The sequence below is a fragment of the Novosphingobium sp. PhB57 genome, from assembly GCF_004342985.1.
GTDB lineage: Bacteria > Pseudomonadota > Alphaproteobacteria > Sphingomonadales > Sphingomonadaceae > Novosphingobium.
Window position 1 is genome coordinate 53468 of sequence record NZ_SMBO01000005.1, and the last position, 18560, is coordinate 72027.

At 67.0% G+C, this 18560-nt stretch carries 13 protein-coding genes; 6 read left to right on the forward strand and 7 right to left on the reverse strand.

What is annotated here, in order from left to right:
• Window positions 1–52: 52 nt before the first annotated feature.
• From nagE to EDF58_RS15745, 5 genes are all read right to left on the reverse strand, one after another.
• The gene (nagE, locus tag EDF58_RS15725; protein ID WP_132267317.1) at window positions 53–1795 is read right to left on the reverse strand and encodes an N-acetylglucosamine-specific PTS transporter subunit IIBC; all 1743 of its coding nucleotides are present in this window, start codon (window positions 1793–1795) and stop codon (window positions 53–55) included.
• Window positions 1792–4386, reverse strand: a complete 2595-nt coding sequence (gene ptsP, locus EDF58_RS15730) for a phosphoenolpyruvate--protein phosphotransferase (RefSeq protein ID WP_132267319.1) — start codon at window positions 4384–4386, stop codon at window positions 1792–1794. Before ptsP ends, nagE begins: the two co-directional genes overlap by 4 nt.
• Window positions 4387–4413: 27 nt before the next feature.
• Entirely contained in the window at window positions 4414–5553 is a 1140-nt protein-coding gene (gene nagA / locus EDF58_RS15735) for an N-acetylglucosamine-6-phosphate deacetylase (RefSeq protein ID WP_132267321.1), read from the reverse strand.
• On the reverse strand, window positions 5553–6599 hold the full coding sequence (locus tag EDF58_RS15740; protein ID WP_132267323.1) for an SIS domain-containing protein: 1047 nt from the start codon (window positions 6597–6599) through the stop codon (window positions 5553–5555). The genes nagA and EDF58_RS15740 overlap by 1 nt, the downstream gene beginning before the upstream one ends.
• 196 nt (window positions 6600–6795) lie before the next feature.
• Window positions 6796–7533: a copper homeostasis protein CutC gene (locus EDF58_RS15745; RefSeq protein ID WP_132267325.1), complete on the reverse strand. Its 738-nt coding sequence runs from the start codon at window positions 7531–7533 to the stop codon at window positions 6796–6798.
• A gap of 358 nt (window positions 7534–7891) precedes the next feature.
• Here EDF58_RS15745 and EDF58_RS15750 point away from each other — a divergent pair, with 358 nt between their 5' ends.
• From EDF58_RS15750 to EDF58_RS15775, 6 genes are all read left to right on the forward strand, one after another.
• Entirely contained in the window at window positions 7892–10579 is a 2688-nt protein-coding gene (locus EDF58_RS15750) for a TonB-dependent receptor (RefSeq protein ID WP_132267327.1), read from the forward strand.
• A gap of 146 nt (window positions 10580–10725) precedes the next feature.
• Entirely contained in the window at window positions 10726–13056 is a 2331-nt protein-coding gene (locus EDF58_RS15755) for a GH92 family glycosyl hydrolase (protein ID WP_132267329.1), read from the forward strand.
• Between the two features lie 90 nt (window positions 13057–13146).
• Entirely contained in the window at window positions 13147–13326 is a 180-nt protein-coding gene (locus EDF58_RS15760) for a hypothetical protein (RefSeq protein WP_132267331.1), read from the forward strand.
• A gap of 97 nt (window positions 13327–13423) precedes the next feature.
• Window positions 13424–14419: a N(4)-(beta-N-acetylglucosaminyl)-L-asparaginase gene (locus tag EDF58_RS15765; protein ID WP_132267333.1), complete on the forward strand. Its 996-nt coding sequence runs from the start codon at window positions 13424–13426 to the stop codon at window positions 14417–14419.
• 204 nt (window positions 14420–14623) lie between these two features.
• Complete coding sequence (locus tag EDF58_RS15770) at window positions 14624–17626, forward strand: TonB-dependent receptor (protein ID WP_243654297.1); 3003 nt, start codon at window positions 14624–14626, stop codon at window positions 17624–17626.
• A gap of 94 nt (window positions 17627–17720) precedes the next feature.
• Window positions 17721–17903, forward strand: a complete 183-nt coding sequence (locus tag EDF58_RS15775; protein WP_132267334.1) for a hypothetical protein — start codon at window positions 17721–17723, stop codon at window positions 17901–17903.
• A gap of 28 nt (window positions 17904–17931) precedes the next feature.
• Here EDF58_RS15775 and EDF58_RS15780 read toward each other — a convergent pair whose 3' ends face one another.
• Window positions 17932–18387 (reverse strand): HAD-IA family hydrolase, encoded by a 456-nt coding sequence (locus EDF58_RS15780; RefSeq protein ID WP_165921447.1) that lies wholly within the window; start codon window positions 18385–18387, stop codon window positions 17932–17934.
• Window positions 18363–18530 (reverse strand): hypothetical protein, encoded by a 168-nt coding sequence (locus tag EDF58_RS25920; protein WP_165921448.1) that lies wholly within the window; start codon window positions 18528–18530, stop codon window positions 18363–18365. Before EDF58_RS25920 ends, EDF58_RS15780 begins: the two co-directional genes overlap by 25 nt.
• Window positions 18531–18560 lie beyond the last annotated feature (30 nt).

Sequence of the window (18560 nt, forward strand, 5' to 3'; positions counted from 1 at the left end):
GGCCGCCCATGGTCCCGGAACCCCCGGGGGCATGGGCGGCCGAAGCAAAGGGTCAGGCGGCGAGCCGGTCCAGATCGGCTGCCGCGAACAGCAAGTGGATCGCCGCAGCTTCCGTCGTGCCCAGGGCGCGGACACCCGCGGCGGTGAGCGCGGGCGCGTCGATGGCGGCGGTATCCACGAGTTCCACTCTCAGGCGATTGCCGTACCGAGCCGCACCGCGCAAGTTGGCCGCGCCGCCGAGAGCTTCGACCAGAACCGCCGGAAGCGGCATCTTCTGTGCGCCCTGCGCAGCCCTCGCGACGCGCGCGACTTGCGGCATGGGCGCGGGGCCCGCCGCCATGGCTTCCCGGATCTCCACCGAAACGATGTCGGCCACGGGGCCGAGGATTACCTGCAGCGCCTTGTCCGAAGGGCGGATCACTCCGCGCGCACCCAACGCCTTGAGCCGCGCTTCGTCCACCGCGCCGTGATCGACGATGATGAGGCGGAGGCGCGTGGTGCAGGCGGAAACCTCCACCAGATTGCCGCTGCCGCCCAGCGCGGCGAGGTAGGCGCCGCCGCGCGTGTCGCCAGCCGGGTTCTCTCCGGCGGCCAGGGCCGAGGTCGGGGCCGGAGCCGCCACATCCTCGTCCTCGCGCCCGGGGGTCTTGAGGTCCAGCTTGCGGATGGCGAAAGCGAAGACGCCGTAATAGACCGCGAAATAGACCAGCCCCACCGGCAGCAGCAGCAGCGGGCGCGTCGCCTTGCCGAAGTTCAGGACATAGTCGAACAGCCCCGCCGAAAATCCGAAGCCCAGATGCATGCCAAGGGCATCGGTCAGCCACATCGAAAGGCCGGTCAGCACCGCATGGATCGCGTAAAGCACCGGGGCGAGGAACATGAAGCTGAATTCGATGGGCTCGGTAACGCCGGTCAGCAGCGAGGTCAGGGCCAGGCTGAAGAACATGCCGCCCACCGCCTTGCGCCGCTCGGGCCGCGCCGCGCGGTACATCGCCAGGCAGGCCGCGGGCAGGCCGAACATCATGACCGGGAAGAAGCCGGTCATGAAGCTGCCGGCGGTCGGATCGCCCGCGAAGAAGCGGCGGATGTCACCGTGGGCGCCGTTGTAGTCGCCAAACACGAACCAGAACAGGTTGTTGAAGACGTGATGAAGACCCGTCACCAGTAGCAGGCGGTTGATCAGGCCGAACAGGAACAGGCCCGCTCCGCCCAGGCCGGTGATGCCGTGGCTGACGCCGTCGATCCCGGTTGCGATTGGCTGGAAGCCCAGGCCGACCAGGCAGGCCAGGAGCAGGCCGGCCACGCCCGAGACGATCGGCACGAACCGGCGCCCGCCGAAGAACGCTAGGTATTCCGGCAGCTTCATGCCCGAGAAGCGGTTGTAGAAATTGCCGCCGATCAGGCCCGAGACGATGCCGATCGGCACGTCGAGCCGCCCGATGGCCTGGCTCTTGGCCGCCGCTACCGCCGCCGCGAAAGCATCCTTCGACAGCGCGGGATCGATCCCGGGCGGTACCGGCATGAGCACTTTGGCGCCTTCGGTAGCGACCAGGAAGCAGACGATGCCCGCAAGGCAGGCCGCGCCATTGCCGTCGCGCGCATAGCCCGTGGCGACGCCGATGGAGAACAACAGGCCGAGGTGCGAAAACAGCGCATCGCCCGCCGCGCTCAGCAGCGCGATGTCGAGCAGATCGGGCTGGCCCAGCCGCAACAGCAGGCCCGCTACCGGCAGGACCGCGATCGGCAGCATGAGCGCACGGCCCAGCGGCTGCAATGTTTCGAGAACCCGCCTCATGCCCCCTGCTCCTTCAGAAATTCGCGTGACAATGCGCGCACCTCCCCGGCCGAGGCGCATTCCAGCGCCCGTGCCGCAAGCCTGCGGCAGTCTTCCAGGCTCAACGCCGAAACCAGCGCCTTGATATCGGGAACTTGCGCCGGCGTGGCGGACAGTTCCCCCACGCCGAGACCCAGCAACAGCGGCACGGCCAGCGGGTCCGATGCCAGCGAGCCGCAAACGCCGGTCCAGCGGCCATGGCGCGCGCCGCCTTCGCATGTAAGGCCGATCAGGCGCAGCACCGCCGGGTGCAGACCGTCGATGGCAGAGGCCACGGCCGCATTGCCGCGGTCCATGGCCAGGGCGTATTGGGTGAGATCGTTCGTGCCGACCGAGAGGAAATCGGCCTCTCGCGCCAGGATGTCCGCCGTGGCGGCGGCGGCGGGCGTTTCCACCATGATGCCCAGCGAAACCGGCCCCGCCAGTCCCAGTCGGGCCGCCACGCTTTCCACCGCCGCCCGCACGGCGCGCAGTTCGGAAAGGCTCGCCACCATCGGCACCATGATCCGGCATTGCCCGGCCGGACGCACCCGCAGGATCGCCTCGACCTGGGCTTCCAGCAAATCGGGATGGGCAAGGCCGACGCGAATGCCGCGGAGGCCCAGGGCCGGGTTTTCCTCCTGCGGCATCGGCAGGAAGGGCGCGGGCTTGTCGCCGCCGATATCCAGCAGGCGCACGATCAGCGGGCGGCCTTCCAGGGCATCGGCGATCGCCTGGTACGTTTCGCCCTGTTCGGCGGCGCTGGGCGCGCGGGGCTGGTCCACGAACAGGAATTCGCTGCGCAGCAGACCGCATCCCTCGGCGCCGTTCGCCATGGCCTGCCGTGCATCGGCCAGCGAGCCGAGATTGGCGAAGACTTCGATGCGGTTGCCGTCTGCGGTGTGGCAGGGGCCGGTCGCTTCCAGCGCTGCGGCGCGGCGCGCGGCCTGCGCGGCGATCTGCGCGCGAACGCCGTCGATCCGCGCCTGCGACGCGGCCGTCTCCAGCCGGGCGGCAGCGGCATCGACCACCAGCGGCGCACCGTCCGCGATGTCGTCGAGCGCGGTACCCATCGCCACCAGCATCGGCACGCCCAGGCCGGCCGCGAGGATGGCGACATGCGAGGTCGGGCCGCCGTTGATCAGGCAGATCGCGGCGAGACGCCCGGCATCGAGCGCCATGAGCTGCGAAGGCAGCAGGTCTTCGGCCAGAAGCACTGCCTCCTCGGGAAGCGCGAAGCCCGTGGCATCGCCGCCGCTCAGCCCCGCCAACACCTGCCGTTCCAGATCGCGCATGTCGTCCACCCGCTCGGCCAGTCGGGGATCGCCGGAACGCAGCAGGAGATCGACTTGCTCGCCGATGGCAAGCCGCCAGGCCGCCCCGGCGCTCTTGCCTTGTGCCATGGCTTCATGCGCGGCGGCGAGCAGGTCCTCGTCCTCCAGCATGACGGCATGGGCCGCGAGGATCGAGGCCGCATGCTGCGCCGCGCCTTCGCTCTCGCGCGCGATCTTTGCGCGCAAGGCCGCCAGGGCCTGGTCCAGCGCCGCGCGTTCGGTGGCAGGATCGCCGGAGCCTGCGGATACCGCGATCTCGCCCAGGCGGTAGTGGACCGCGCGGCCAACGGCCAGGCCCGGCGCGGCGACCACTCCGGCCACCGTGCCATCAGCCGCAACCTGCGTGACGCGGCGCTGCACCGGCGCTGCGGCCGCGCGCACCGGCGGCGGGGCGGCTTGCTCGCCCTCTTCCGCCAGTTCGCCCATGCCGCCGGCGATCAGGGCGGCCAAGGCATCGAGCACTTCGGCGGCCTGCGCGCCGCGCGCGTGAAGCGAAATCCGGTCGCCCAGCGCGATCCCCAGCGCCAGGACGCCCACTGGGCTGCGCAAGCTGGCGGACCTGCCCGCGATCTCCACGCGCACGGCCGCCTCGAAGGAGGTCGCCACTTGCCGCAGACGTGCGGCCGGGCGGGCATGGATACCGTGGCGCAGCGGCACGAGCAGCTCGCGCACCAGTTCCCCGTCAGGTGTTTCGGGCTGTTCCACCGCGCCGTTCGCGGAAGCGGCCAGGCGGCGCAAGGTCATCACTGCCTCGCCCACCGCGACCGGGCCCGGCGCGCGCTTCCAGTCCAGCGCCCATTCCTCGCCCGCCAACAGGAGCACCGGCGTCATCGCGCTCGGCGCGCCGGTCACCACGGCGTCGAGATCGAAGCGCACCAGCGGGTCGCCTGCCGCCACGGCCGCATCCGCCACCACCAGCGGCGTGAAACCACGTCCGGCCATGGCCACGGTATCGACGCCGAGGTGGACCAGCACTTCCGCGCCTTCTTCGAGGCGAAGGGTCACGGCATGACCGGTCGCGGCGAGCGAGGCCACGATGCCCGCGCAAGGCGCATGAAGCATGGACCCTGTCGGATCGATGGCCACGCCATCGCCCACCATGCCCCCGGCAAAGACCGGATCGGGAATCTCATCGAGCGGCGCCAGCCAGCCTTCGAGCGGGGCAAGGATCGTGATCACGGCTTCACCGGACGGGCTGGTGCGGTCGGCGGTCAGGGTATGGGCAACGGCGGCGGTCATCGGATTGGCTATTTCCCCGTGATCGGATCAGAATACCCGCTCGCCCGCGATCCAGGTCGCCTGCGGCGCCATGGCGCGGTCGAGTTGGACGAAGTCGGCGGTGCGTCCGGCGGCAATCGTGCCTCTTTCCCCGGCGATGCCCAGGAATTCGGCCGGTTGCACGGTGGCCATGTCGACCGCCTGCGCCACCGAGAGGCCCGCCATGTCCACGGCATTGCGCACCGCGCCGGCCATATCCAGCGAGGCCCCCGCCAGCGTGCCGTCGGCGCCCACGCAGCGCCCATCCGCCACGGTGATCTCGCGGCCGTCGAGCGTGAAACGCTCACGGTCCGAACCCACGCAGGGCATGGCGTCGGTGACCAGCACGAAACGGTCGAGCGGGCGGCTCGCCAATGCGATGCGCATGACGGCGGGATGGACATGGTAGCCGTCGGCGATCAGCCCGCACCAGGCCGAGCGGTTCTCCAGCGCCGCGCCGACCATGCCGGGATTGCGATGGTGCAGCGCCGACATGGCATTGAACAAGTGCGTCACGCCCGTCACGCCCATGCCGAAGGCCGCGCGCGCGGTCTCGTAATCGGCGTCGGAGTGACCCATCGCCAGCACGACTCCCGCCGCGATCAGCGCCCTGGCCTGATCGGCGTGGAGATATTCCGGCGCGATGGTGAAGAGCACGCGGCCCGCGCGGGGCCTGATGAGCAGGTCGACCATGGCTTCGTCCAGCTTGCGCAAGTTGCCCTCGGAATGGATGCCGCGCCGCTTCGCGTTGAGCACCGGCCCTTCGACGTGGATGCCGATGCAGCCGGGAACCCCCGCCGCAATGGCCTCGTCGGTGGCGTCGAGACCTCTCGCAATCACGTCGGGCGTGGCGCTGATGAGGGTGGGCAGCATCGCCGTCGTGCCGAACCGCGCGTGGGCGGCGGCGATCGCGGCGATACCTTCCGGGGTCGGCGCGTCGTTGAGCAGCACCCCGCCGCCGCCGTTGACCTGAACGTCGATGAAGCCCGGCAGCAGCCAGCCGCCGGCGAGATCGATGACTTCGTCGGCCTCGTCGGGCGCGTGCCCCGCCGCGACCGCGGCGATGCGCCCCTGCTCCACGGTCACGACCGCATCCCGCGACCATGCGCGGCCCAGGTAGACGTTGCCGTTGGCGAAGGCGATCTTCATCAGAGTGTCTCGGTGACCTTGCGCAAGTGGGCTGGATTGTCCGGGTCGAGCCCGCGTGCAAGCGAAACCGCGTTCACTTGCGGATAGAAGGCCTGGATCATCAGCAACGGCTCCAGCGCCGCATGGCCCGCAAGCGCGGCCAGCGTGCTCTCGCCAGAGGGCTGCGCGGCGTCGAGCAGAGTGACTTGCGCGCCGCGCCCCGCGAATTCACGGGCAGCCTCGCGCACGCTTTCGCCGCTGGCGTCCGACGTGGCGAAGGCGATGATGGGGAAGCCCGCATCGATGATCGTCATCGGGCCGTGGCGCACTTCAGCAGCGCTATAGGCCTCGGCGTGAAGCGCGCAGGTTTCCTTGAGCTTGAGCGCCCCTTCCTGCGCCACGGCAAAACCGTATCCGCGCGCGATCACGAAGAGATTGCTCGCACCGGAAAGCCCTTCCACCAGATCGAAGGGTGCCGTGCGAGCAGCGATTTCCAGCCCCGCGGGCAGCCGTTCGAGCGCCGTGCCGAGCGCGGCATCACCCGTCCACTGCGCTGTCAGCGCCGCCACCCCGGCCAGCGAGGCGATGAACGACTTGGTCGCGGCCACCGATTTTTCCGGGCCGGCGTGAAGCGGCAGCACCCAGTGCGCAAGGTCGGCCAGCGGCGCGGAAGCGTCATTGACGAGCGCGACCACCCGCGCCCCGGCACGGCGATGCGCCTCCACAGCGGCCAGCAGATCGGGGCTGCGGCCGCTTTGCGAGATCGCCAGGACGAGAACCCGCCCCGGCTGCATCTCCGCGCCGAACACGGAAGACACGCTGAGCGCGGAAGAGGAAACCGGGATGCCGGCCAGCGTCTCGATCAGGTACTTCGCATAAGTCGCGGCATTGTCAGACGAACCCCGCGCGCAAGTGACCACCACAGAGGGCGGATTGGCGCGCAGATCCTCTGCCAGGGCGGCAAGAGCGGCGCGGTTGTTTTCCAGGAAACGGCGGACGGCCTCTGCAGCCTCGGCCGCTTCCCGGGCCATGAGGGAGGTCGAAGGGCTTGCGGTGTCAGTCAGCATCTTTGGGGGACTCTCCTGCGCATCGTCGCCGGCCGACCATGAAGTCGAGCCGGAAGCGACGGCCTACCAATCTGGTATAAGTTCTATATTGGTATTCCCGAAGTCCGATCGATGCGCAAACTGTTTTGCACCGGCTCCGCCCGTTTTCTTCACGTCTCCCAGTAGAGCGCGGGTTTTCCAGCCCCGCTCACCCCCATCACGTCCGTTCGATAGCGCGTTTCAACCGGGCCACTTGCGCAGGACTGGTCACCGCCCTTGGCCCCTTCTGGAAGCCCAGTTCCTCCAGCCGCGCACCGCCCGAACCTGCCTCTCCCGGCGTGCGGCAAGAGGCGTGAAACTCCGCGATTCCAGCCGAGCGAAGCGCGGGAACGGCTTCCGGGGACACCCCCGCGCCGGCCAGGATGACGATCCGGCCGGCCGCCAGTTCCTGCAGGTGCGCCAGCATGGTCACGCCGTCGGGCGCCCGGACAGCCCCGCCCGAAGTCAGGATACGATCGAAGCCCAGGGCCACGGCCTGCTCCAGACCCGCCCCCATATCATCCAGCAGATCAAAGACCCGGTGCAGGGTCAGGGAAAGCCGAGCCCCGCGCGCGCTGCCGGCGCGCCGTACATGGTCGATCCACGCGCCCAGAACCGCAAGGTCCAGACCCTGCGCCGACCCGGCGCCGATCACGACGCCGGCCAGCCCGGCTTGCGCCGCCAGATTAATATCGCCCATCACCTGACCGACTTCCCGCGCATCATAGACGAAGTCGCCCTCACGCGGGCGGCAGAGCATGTGGACCGGGATCGGCGCGGCCGCTGCAAGGTGGACCAGCGATTGCGCAGGCGTCAGACCGCCCAGGGCGAGCCCGCTGCAAAGCTCGATGCGGTCTCCCCCGCCGGCAACCGCCGCGGCAATGCCCGCGGCATCTTCGACACAGACTTCAAGCACTTCGCCGCTTCCTCATGGCGCTACGCCCCGCGATTTTCTCCGGGGCGATTCGGTTGTCGACGAATTGGACATAGTTTGGCCTTTCGCACTACCCCATCCCGCGTCGACTGCCTGAGCGCTTCACCGCTTGGGCAACAGCGCCACCAGCGCTTGCCACGCATTTCCGCGGTTTAACGCGCCACGGCCACCATTGCCCGATGACGAGAAAATTTCCGATAGACATCAGGATCTATTTTGGTGACATTCAACCATGACATTGGAATGATATTGGCATTGTCACAGGAAATAATCGGCGCGCATTCCTCACAAAACAGATGCTGAAGCGCGCGGACAGGTTCGGGCCATGAGGGAAACAATGATGAAATTCGCACGCGCGACTTTGCTGGCCACCGGCGCCACCGTGGCATTCGCCGCCCCTGCGTTTGCCCAGGACGGCCAGCAGCCGGCAGCACCGGAAGACGCGGGCGCCATCGTCGTCACCGGCATCCGCGACGCGCTGACCAATGCCATCAACGTGAAACGCAATGCCGATGCGGTCGTGGATGTCATCACCGCCGAAGGCATCGGCAAGTTTCCCGACCGCAACGTCGCGGAATCGCTGTCGCACATTCCCGGCGTCAGCGTCGACCGGCAGTTCGGCATCGGCGAGCGCGTCTCGATCCAGGGCACCGATCCCGCGCTCAACCGCGTCCTGATCGACGGCCATTCCATCGCTTCGGCCGACTGGGGCGGCAATGCCGGCGATGTGACCGGACGCACGTTCAACTATTCCCTGCTCGCGCCGGAAATCGTCTCGCAGATCGAGGTGTTCAAGTCGCCCGAACCGCGCATCGACGACGGCTCGCTGGGCGGCACCGTGATCGTGCGCACCCGCAAGCCGCTGGACCTCGACAAGAACACCATCAACGGCTCGATCGGCTTCGGCTACAACGACCGCTCCGAAATCGGTAATCCGCGCGGCTCGCTGCTCTATAGCTGGAAGAACGACAGCGCGACCTTCGGCATTCTCGTCGCCGGGACTTACGACAAGGACTCGCTGGCCCGCGCGGGCGTCGAATACTTCGGCTACAACAGCGGTTCCGACTTCACCTCGACCGATGCGGCCGGGAACGTCACGCTCAACAATCCCGATGCCGTGCTGACCGGCGGCACGGCGGCGGACCTTGCCGCTGCGCGCTATCCCTATGGCATCAACCATGCCTACTTCAAGCAGACGCGCGAGCGCATCGGCGGCCAGTTCGCCGTGCAGTGGGCGCCGAGCGACCGCCTCGAATTCGACCTGACCGGCCTTCACATCGAAGGCACCTACAACAACTTCAGCCAGTCTCAGTACGTCGTACCCACCTGGGCCGCCGGGGCGCTGCAATCGGCGACGATCTCGAACGGCCTCGTCACTAACGCCTCCTTCGGCGCGACCGACCTGCCCTCCACCAGTTCGCAGCTGGACATGAACTACCGCAAGACCAAAGTGCGGACGGACAGCTACAACCTCGCCTCCACCTGGAAGGCGAACGACAGCCTGACTCTTTCCGGCAATGTGGGCTGGACCAAGGCCACGGGCGGCACCGATCCCGAATACCTGATGAACCTCCAGTCCAACATGCCCTTCAGCTACAGCTACGGGCAGAACCAGACTGCAGTGACGTATTCCACCGCGCCCACCGATCCGACGGCCTTCTTCCGCTCGGACCTGCGGCCTGTCACCCTGCCCGATGGCAGCACGGTGCAAGCCTACCAGATCGGCGGCATCGCCACGTCCCGCCAGCGCGACAAGGAAACCTACGGTCAGCTTGACGCCAAGTGGGACGTCGAGGACGGCTTCTTCAAGTCCGTGCGCATGGGCGTGAAGGCATCCGACCACGTCAACAGCCTGAGGGCCACCGGCTCCCAGGTCTATCTGACCGATCCGATCAGCCTGGCGGACTACGACTACACGCTCACGCCCTCGGGCCTGTTCAAGGGCCTGGGCTCGGGCGGCAACGCCAACCAGTTCGCCACCTTGCGCAGCGGAGATGTGATCGACACGCTGGAAAACGGCCTCTACGTCGACACCGGCCTTGACGAGGGCACTTCGTTCAAGGTGCACGAGAAGTCGGCCGCCGCTTACGTCCAGCTGGACTTCGAGACCGGGCCGATACGCGGCAACCTGGGCTACCGCGCGGTCTATACCCAGGACGTCTCGGACTATTACCTCTACACCGCGGAGAGCGACAGCTATTCGCCGGCCCGTGCGAAGAACGACTATCTCAAGGGCCTGCCCAGCATCAACGTGAGCTGGGACGTCAACGACCAGATCAAGGTCCGCGGCTCGATCGCCAAGGTCATCGCCCGTCCCCGCTACGGCCAGCTCGCCGGCGCCTTCAGCCGCAACGACACGCAGCTGACGGCCAGCGGCGGCAACACCGACCTCAAGCCTTATGCCTCGACGAACTACGAGCTTTCGGCCGAATGGTACTTCGGCCACAGCGCGCTGCTTTCGGCCGAGTATTTCCGCCGCGAGATCTCATCCTACATCGTCACCACCACCAGCCAGCAGGTGCTGTTCAACAACCTGACCCAGCAGAACGAGACCTATATCGTCTCCAGCCCGGTCAACGCCTCGAACGCCACCGTCAACGGCGTGTCGCTGGGCTTCCAGACCCCGATCTGGGGCGGCTTCGGCATCCTGACCAACTACACCTTCGCCGATGCCAAGGGCGGCACGGGCGAAAACGGCGCGGTGCTGAACCTGCCCTATCTCTCGAAGCACACGATCAACGTGATCCCCTACTTCGAGAAGGGCCCGTTCCAGGCCCGGGTCAGCTGGAACTGGCGCAGCCACTACTTCACCGGCATCGGCCGCCTGGACTCGGTGGATTCGACCGACGGCTATCACCAGCTGGACGCATCGATCTCCTACAAGATCAACGACCACTTCACGGTCCAGGCCAACGCGCAGAACCTGCTCGATTCGACATATTATTCCTACAGTGGCAGCAAGAGCGCGCCGACGGCCTTCTACAAGAACGGGCGCGTCTTCGCCGCGACCGCCCAGTTCAGCTTCTAAGTCCCGTGCAAAAGCGTGCAGGTCCCTCTCCTCCTCCTGGAGACCTGCAGGCACACGGGCCGGCGCCTGTCCACGGGCTTGACCCGGCGGACAGGCGCCGCCCTTTTCGGGTCGTAACGGCCTTTGAAAGTTGAATGGATGCCTGAATGACCGCGCTTTCCCGCCGCCGCCTGATGTCCGGATCCTGCCGCCTCGCGCTGCTGGCCGCCGCCGTTCCCGCCGCCCCGACGCGGCTTCTGGCCGCCGAGGCGGAGCCGGCCGCGAAAGCCGATCCCTTCATCGGCACCGGCGGTGATGGTCATACTTTCCCCGGCGCCACCCTGCCTTTCGGCATGGTGCAGTTGAGCCCGGATACCGATACCGCGCGCTGGGACACCTGCTCGGGCTATCATCACGGCGACGCCTCGCTGCTGGGCTTTTCGCATACCCATCTGTCCGGCACCGGCATCGGCGACATGCTGGACGTGCTCGTCATGCCCTGCCGCGGCGAAGTGCGCCTCCGGCCGGGACCGCTCGACAGCCCGGACGAAGGCTATCGCCTGCGCTACAGCGACGAGGCGGCGGAGCCCGGCTATTACCGAGTACAGCTGGAAAACGGCGTCGCCAGCGAACTGACCGCAACGCTGCGCACCGGCATCCAGCGCCATGTCTATCCCGCCGATGGCAGCGGCGGGCATCTGCTGATCGATCTCTCGCACCTCGTGCTGGATTCCTCGGACAAGCATCCGCTGATCGACGATGCGGAACTCGCCCTGAATGCGGACGGCACGCTCACCGGGCAGCGGCGGGTGTTCCGCTGGGCCAAGGGGCGGCGCATTCACTTCGCCATGCAGTTCTCGCGCCCGCCGAGCCGCATCGATTTCTTCGGCGACGACGATGCCCCGCAAGCCGCGGGCAGCGCGCAAGTGAAGGGCCGGCGCCTGAAGGCCGCGGTCCATTTCGACGATGCCGGCAGCGCGCCCATCGTCGTGCGCACGGCCGTCTCGGCCGTGGATGTCGCGGGCGCCCGCGCGAACCTGGCGGCGGAAGCGACGCACTTCGACTTCGACCTCTATCGCCAGGCCGCTGCCCGCGCCTGGGCCAGCGAACTGTCCCATGTCTCGGTGACGGGCGGCAGCGCGGAACAGCGCACGATCATGGCCACCGCGCTCTATCACGCCGCCATCGGACCTACCCTGTTCTCGGACGTGGACGGCCGGACCATGGGGCTTGACCGCAAGGTGCACCAGTTGGCGCCCGGCGAGACGGCCTATAGCGCCTATTCGCTATGGGACACCTATCGCGCCTTCCATCCCTTGCAGACCTTGCTGCGCCCGGCGCGAGTCGGGGAATTCGTGGCCGACCTCGTTCGCCAGACGCAGCAGAGCCCCTATGGCCCGCCCGTCTGGCCGCTCCAGGGCGTGGAGACCGGCTGCATGATGGGCTGGCATGCGGTGCCGGTACTGGCCGAAGCCATGGCCAAGGGCATTCCCGGAGACTACGCCGCCGCCTGGCCGAACATCCGCCGCCGTTCGTTCGACTTCACCATGCCCGTGCTCGACAATGCGCGCGGCATCCCGGACTACGACGCCAAGGGTTATGTCCCGGCGGACAAGGTGTTCGAGAGCGTGAGCCGCACGCTCGAATATGCCTATGACGACTATGCCGCCGCCCGGATCGCCCGGGCAGCAGGCGCCGCGGACGACGCCGCACGGCTGAAGGCGCGCTCCGGCAACTGGAAGAACGTGTTCGACACCGCCACCGGCTTCGCCCGGCCCCGGCTGGACAACGGCGCCTGGACCGAGCCTTACGATCCGGTGGAACTCGGCCATTCGGACAAGTGGCGCGACTTCACCGAAAGCAACGGCTGGCAGGCGACCTTCCTCAACCAGCACGACGTCCACGGCCTTGCCGAGGCGATGGGCGGTCCGGCCGGGCTGGAGGCCAAGCTCGATGCCTTCTTCAACGCGCCTTCCACGCTCCCCAGGAACGCACCACCGGACATCAGCGGCATGGTCGGCCAATATGCCCATGGCAACGAACCCTCGCACCACGTCGCCTACCTCTATGCCTGGACGGGCGCGCACTGGAAGACGCAGGCCATGGTTCGCCGCCTGCTCGCGCTCATGTACCGAGCCCGACCGGCAGGCGTGATCGGCAACGACGATTGCGGGCAGATGAGCGCGTGGTACGTGCTTTCGGCGCTGGGGTTCTATCCGGTCGATCCCGTCAGCGGCGTCTATATCTTCGGCAGCCCGCTGTTCGAGGAAGCGCGCGTCAGGCTGGGCAACGGCCGCGAGCTGATCGTGAGCGCACCGGGCAACCGCTCGGACCGGCCCTATTACGGCCGAGTGGAATGGAACGGCAAGTCGCTGGACCGCTGCTGGATCCGCCACGAGGAGTTGATGAAGGGTGGCCGCCTGACATTCCACATGCAGAACGTGCCCGAGCTTTCGTTCGGACAGCGCCTGCAGAGCCGTCCTCCCCGCCAGGAATGATGGCCCTCCGGGACTGAGGGCCGCCTGCACTTTGCCCCCTCATTGCCGCCGCCGGACTGGATCCCGGCGGCGGCTCGGGCGCGCGTTTCCATGCAGGTGGCAGCACGCAAGGTGTTTCGGAAAAAAGGAAAACTTAACCGCGCGGAGCAGGCGATGGCTCGGCGCGGCGCTTCGCGTTCTGGCGTTTGCGTGAGACCAATTAGCGACATATTTCGCCAAATTACGGAAAAATATAATGCCAATTTGATTTTTGGAATTGAATTTATTTAATACCTATGACAGCTCTGTTGCAGGACAGGCTTTCGGAAGGGCCTGCCGGTTTCAGCCGCCGAAAAGGGAAGCGGCGGTATTGGCTGAGGAACTGGGCATGGGAATCTCGCGTCGCGATACCTTGGGCATGGCCCTGGCAGGAGCCGCCGTGGCTGGAACGGCGCGCGCGGCCGCACCGTCGAACGAAAGCCACAGCCCGGCCCTCGTGGTTTCCACATGGGACTTCGGCGCCGCGGCGAATGCGGCCGCCTATGGCCGCTGGAAGGCCGGCGGAACGCTGATCGACGCGGTCGAGGCCGGCGCGCAAGTGCCGGAGGCGGACCTTTCCAACCACTCCGTGGGCATGGGCGGCTATCCGGACCGGGACGGCCATGTCACGCTGGACGCCATCATCATGGACGATCGCGGCCACGCCGGCGCCGTCGCCGCGCTGGAAGGTTACGTCCACGCCATTTCGGTCGCCCGGCGCGTGATGGAGCGTACGCCGCACACGATGCTGGTGGGGGAAGGCGCCGCGCAATTCGCGCGCGAACAGGGCTTCGCGGCACAGAACCTGCTGACTCCCGAGGCGGAAGCCGCCTGGAAGGAATGGCTCAGGACGGCCGAATACAAACCCGTCGCCAATATCGAGAACCAGCGCGGTTCCAAGCTGGACCATGACACGATTGGTATTCTCGCGCGCAGCCCGGAGGGACGGCTGGCGGGCGCCTGCACGACCTCCGGCATGGCCTACAAGCTGCGCGGCCGGGTCGGCGATTCCCCGCAATCGGGCTGCGGACTGCTGGTGGAGCCGGGTGTCGGCGCCGCCACGGCCACGGGCGTGGGCGAGGAAGTGACGCGCATCGCGGGGGCGGCCCGCGTGGTCGGCTCGATGCGGATGGGCATGTCGGCGATGGCCGCATGCCGCGAAGCCGTCGAACATATCGTCAAGCTGCGCGGAGACGCCGTGAAGGACGCCCAGGTCGCATTCCTGGCGATCGACAAGGACGGCCGCGTCGGCGCTTTCGCCATCCAGCCCGGATTCACTTTCGCGGTGACGGACGTCGCCGGTCGCACGGCCGTCCACCCGTCGGACAGCCTGCGCCGCGCCTGACCGCGCCGACCTGGAATCGATCGATAACGCAAGAGGAAATGCCGGCAACGACCGGGCACCAACAAATCCGGTCGATAACGACCGGGACCGACAAGTCCGGTCGATAACGACCGGGTACCGACAAGTCCGGTCGATAACGACCGGCTGGCGCCAAGGCCGACCTGCACACGGCGGCCCATCACTTCAGGGAAAAAGGGTTCTCGAATGAGGAAGATCACCAGGATACTCTTGGCCACCACCTGCATGGCCGGTCTGGCCACGCCGGCCATGGCGCAGGATACGGCACCGGCCGAGGCAGCCGATAGCGCGGGCAGTTCGGCAGGCTCGATCGTCGTTACGGGTTCGCGCATCAACCGCCCGAACTCCACGGCCGCCGCGCCGATCACTTCCGTCACCAACGACGCGATCCGCGCGCAGGCCGCCGTCAACATCGAGGAAGTGCTCAACCGCATTCCGCAGATCGCGCCGGACAGCCAGCAGAACTACTCGGATTCCGACGGCCGCCAGCGCATCAAGCTGCGCAACCTCGGCTTCGAACGCACCCTGACCCTGATCGACGGCAAGCGCGTGGGCACCATGAACGGCGTGGACGCTAACATGATCCCGACCTCGCTGATCAAGCGCGTCGACGTGCTGACCGGCGGTGCTTCCGCCGTCTACGGTTCGGATGCGGTCGCCGGCGTCGTCAACTTCATCATGGATGACGATTTCGAAGGCATCCAGCTCAACGGCAACTACAACTTCTACCTGCACAAGAACAAGCGCACGCTGATTTCGGACGTCGCCAGCCAGTACGGCTTCGACCAGCCGGCGCGCGGCAACGCGATCGACGGCGGCCGTTCCGATATCTCGCTGACGGTCGGCAAGAAGCTGTTCGACGGCCGCTTCCACATCAGCGGCTACGTCAACTATCGCGAAGCGGCGCTGGTGCCGTTCACCGCGCGCGAGACGGCAGGTTGCGAACTCATTCAGACCGGCAAGGACGGCCCGCTGGGGTGCACGACCTCGACGTATACGTCCTACGGCTACATTTCGCCCCGTTCGGGCGCCGCCAACGGCCAACAGTTCGTCAACGATCCGGACGGCTCCGGCACTCTCCTGCCTTATGGCGACGCCTATGCCGCCAATCCCTATGACGGTTATTCCTTCCAGCGCGCCAACAAGCGCTGGAATGCGGGCGGCTTCACGTCCTTCGAACTGTCCGACGCCGCCGAACTCTACGGCAGCGTCATGTGGTTCCGCGACAGCTCGTCCAATCCCTATCCGGCGCGCGTGCTGAATTCCGAGACTTATGGCGAAGGCACGACATACTTCGTCAACTGCAACAATCCGCTGATGTCGGCCTCGCAGGCGCAGACCATCTGTGGTGCCGATGCAGGCACGGGTACGCTCGCCCCGCTCGACGTGCGCTATCGCTTCAACAATGCGCGCCCGGTCTCCGATTCCTACCTCAACCTGGGCCTGCGCGCGACCGCCGGCGTGCGCGGCCAGTTCGCACAGGGCTGGAGCTACGACGTGGGCGGCGTCTACGCCCGCAACCGCATGGACACCACCTGGGGCCGCCCCAACTACGACCGTGTCAACAACGCCCTCAATGTCGTCAGCGTCAACGGTCAGCTGCAGTGCGCCGCCGGCTCGGCCGATGGCTGCCTTCCCTTCGACGCCTTCAGCGCCAACTCGGCCACCAACGGCCAGGCCCTGTTGGACTACCTGACCGAGTTCGGCACCAGCACCACGATCAACACCCTCTATAACGCGGTTGCCACCGTACAGGGCGACCTGGGCACTTACGGCATCCAGTCGCCCTGGGCCGATCAGGGCGTGGCGATCGCGATCGGCGCCGAATTCCGCGAGGACAAGCTGAAGAGCTACGCCGACGACGTCTGGCGCAAGAACTGGGGCGGATCGAACAGCAACCTTTCCCAGAATGCCTGGGAAGGCAACGTCGAAGTTCAGGTTCCGATCGTAGAGCACAAGCCCTTCGCCGAACTCCTCCAGTTCAACGGCGCGTTCCGTCTGTCGAAGTACAGCTCCAACCCGGACACCTTCTCCACCTGGAAGGCCGAAGCGATCTGGTCGCCGATTTCGGACATCACCTTCCGCGGCTCGATCAACAAGGCCCAGCGCGCGCCGACCGTGGTGGAAGCCTACCAGGGCTCCAACATCAGCTACGACCGGATCACGCCGACCTACAACGATATCTGCGCGCCGACGGTCACTTACACCACCGGCGCCAACGGCCAGCAGGTACCCGTCTACGGCGCCCCGGCCGCCTCGCGCGAAGTCTGCGCCGCCACCGGTCTGGCGGACAGCCTCTACGGCAGCCCGACCCTGGTCTGCCCGACCGACGTCGGCTGCACCGTTCGCTCGGGCGGCTACACGGTCAACCCGGAAACGGCCTACACCAAGACCTTCGGCGTCGTGCTCAAGCCCTCGTTCGTGCCCGGCCTGGTCGTCTCGGTCGATCGCTTCCTGATCGATCTCGACGATTCCATCGGCTACAACAACTACGACTACTTCTCGAACGGCTGCCTCCAGACCGGCAGCGAGTTCTTCTGCTCGATGTTCGTGCGCAATGCCGACGGCACGCTGTCCAGCAACCCCAGCACCAACCCGACCAGCGGCTACATTCGCGGCGGCACGACCAACTACTACAAGAGCAAGTCGCACGGCTGGGACTTCCAGGGCCAGTATTCCACGGGTCTCGGCAAGTACGGCACGCTGGCGCTGGACTTCGCTGGCTCGCTGACCACTTTGGCCGGCGGCCAGGACTCACCGATCCTGCCGAAGTACAACTGCGCCGGATATTACGGCGGCACTTGCGGCCAGCTGATCCCCAAGTGGACGCATTCGCTGCGCGCCACGTACACGACCGAGGATCGCTTCTTCAACGCCTCGTTCAACTGGCGCTATGTCGGTCCGCTGACCAACGTCAGCAACTCGAACGATCCGGCACTGGGTGGGAATGCCGACACCGAGCGTGAGACGTTCTACCGCATCGGCGCGCAGAACTACTTCGACCTGGCGCTGACGTTCCGCGTGAACGAGGCGTTCTCGCTCCGCATGTCGGCGAACAACATCTTCGACAAGCTGCCGCCGCTGCTGCCGAACTCCTACGGCTACGGCCTGTCGCGCAGCAACACGCTGTCGGCACGCTATGACTCGCTGGGCCGCCAGCTCGCGATCGGCGCCACGGTCAACTTCTGACCGGCAAGACGCAGGAACGAACCGGAGCCCGCCGCCGCGGGTTCCGGTTTTCCCCCGCGCTGCATCGAAGCAGGAAGCATCATGAGGAAGCGTCATGACAGGCGATAAAGCCACCACGGCCCCGCCGCACCCTTCGCCGCATGGGAAGGACCCGGTTTCGGCCGGGAATCCGGAGCCGGTATCGCCGGTGCAGGACGAGCAGCAGGGCACTGCGGATGCTCCGCCCGCAAGGCGCAAGACACTCCAGGCGGTAGCCGGCTTCGATCCCGACTTCTGACCGCGCAAAGCCCGCCCGGCCTGCCCGCTCAGGGATAACGGTAAAGCACCGGTTCGTGCTCGCCCGCCTCGACGCAGTCACCCACGATCGCCACCCGTGCCCCGGAGGCCCGCGCAGCAGCGACGCCGGCGGGAGAATCCTCGAAGACCAGGCACGCTTCGATGGGAACGCCCAACAGGTCCGCACCCTTGAGGAAGCCTTCCGGATCGGGCTTGCCGCAAGTCACGTCTTCTGCCGCCACCATGATCTGCGGCAAAGGCACGCCCACGGCCTCAAGCCGTTTCACCGCCAGTGCGCGCGGTGCCGATGTGACGATGGCCCAGGATCCGGGCGCAAGCCGCTTCACGAAATCCGCGATCCCCGCGATCGCCACCACGCCGTCGAGATCGGCGATCTCCGCCGCTTCGATGCCTTTCAGTTCGGCTGCCAGATCGAGGCCGCTGCCGCCGAAGCGCCGGATCAGGTCCTTGCCCTGCAGTGGCAAACCGCCAGCAACGGCTGGGGATCGATGCCGTGCCGCTGGGCCCACGCGGTCCAGACCCGTTCGACGACCCGCGATGAATCGATCATGGTGCCGTCCATGTCGAACAGGAAGGCGGCGAAATCACGGTTCTGGAACTGAGGCATGACCCCAGCCTATTGCCCTGCGGCGCGAAT

Excerpts from the sequence above, each read along its gene's own strand:
- EDF58_RS25920 (WP_165921448.1), bottom strand. The coding sequence starts at position 18,530 with ATGCCTCAGTTCCAGAACCGTGATTTCGCCGCCTTCCTGTTCGACATG.
- nagA (WP_132267321.1), bottom strand. The coding sequence starts at position 5,553 with ATGAAGATCGCCTTCGCCAACGGCAACGTCTACCTGGGCCGCGCATGG.
- EDF58_RS15755 (WP_132267329.1), top strand. The coding sequence starts at position 10,726 with ATGACCGCGCTTTCCCGCCGCCGCCTGATGTCCGGATCCTGCCGCCTC.
- EDF58_RS15765 (WP_132267333.1), top strand. The coding sequence starts at position 13,424 with ATGGGAATCTCGCGTCGCGATACCTTGGGCATGGCCCTGGCAGGAGCC.
- EDF58_RS15775 (WP_132267334.1), top strand. The coding sequence starts at position 17,721 with ATGACAGGCGATAAAGCCACCACGGCCCCGCCGCACCCTTCGCCGCAT.
- ptsP (WP_132267319.1), bottom strand. The coding sequence starts at position 4,386 with ATGACCGCCGCCGTTGCCCATACCCTGACCGCCGACCGCACCAGCCCG.
- nagE (WP_132267317.1), bottom strand. The coding sequence starts at position 1,795 with ATGAGGCGGGTTCTCGAAACATTGCAGCCGCTGGGCCGTGCGCTCATG.
- EDF58_RS15760 (WP_132267331.1), top strand. The coding sequence starts at position 13,147 with ATGCAGGTGGCAGCACGCAAGGTGTTTCGGAAAAAAGGAAAACTTAAC.
- EDF58_RS15750 (WP_132267327.1), top strand. The coding sequence starts at position 7,892 with ATGAAATTCGCACGCGCGACTTTGCTGGCCACCGGCGCCACCGTGGCA.
- EDF58_RS15770 (WP_243654297.1), top strand. The coding sequence starts at position 14,624 with ATGAGGAAGATCACCAGGATACTCTTGGCCACCACCTGCATGGCCGGT.
- EDF58_RS15740 (WP_132267323.1), bottom strand. The coding sequence starts at position 6,599 with ATGCTGACTGACACCGCAAGCCCTTCGACCTCCCTCATGGCCCGGGAA.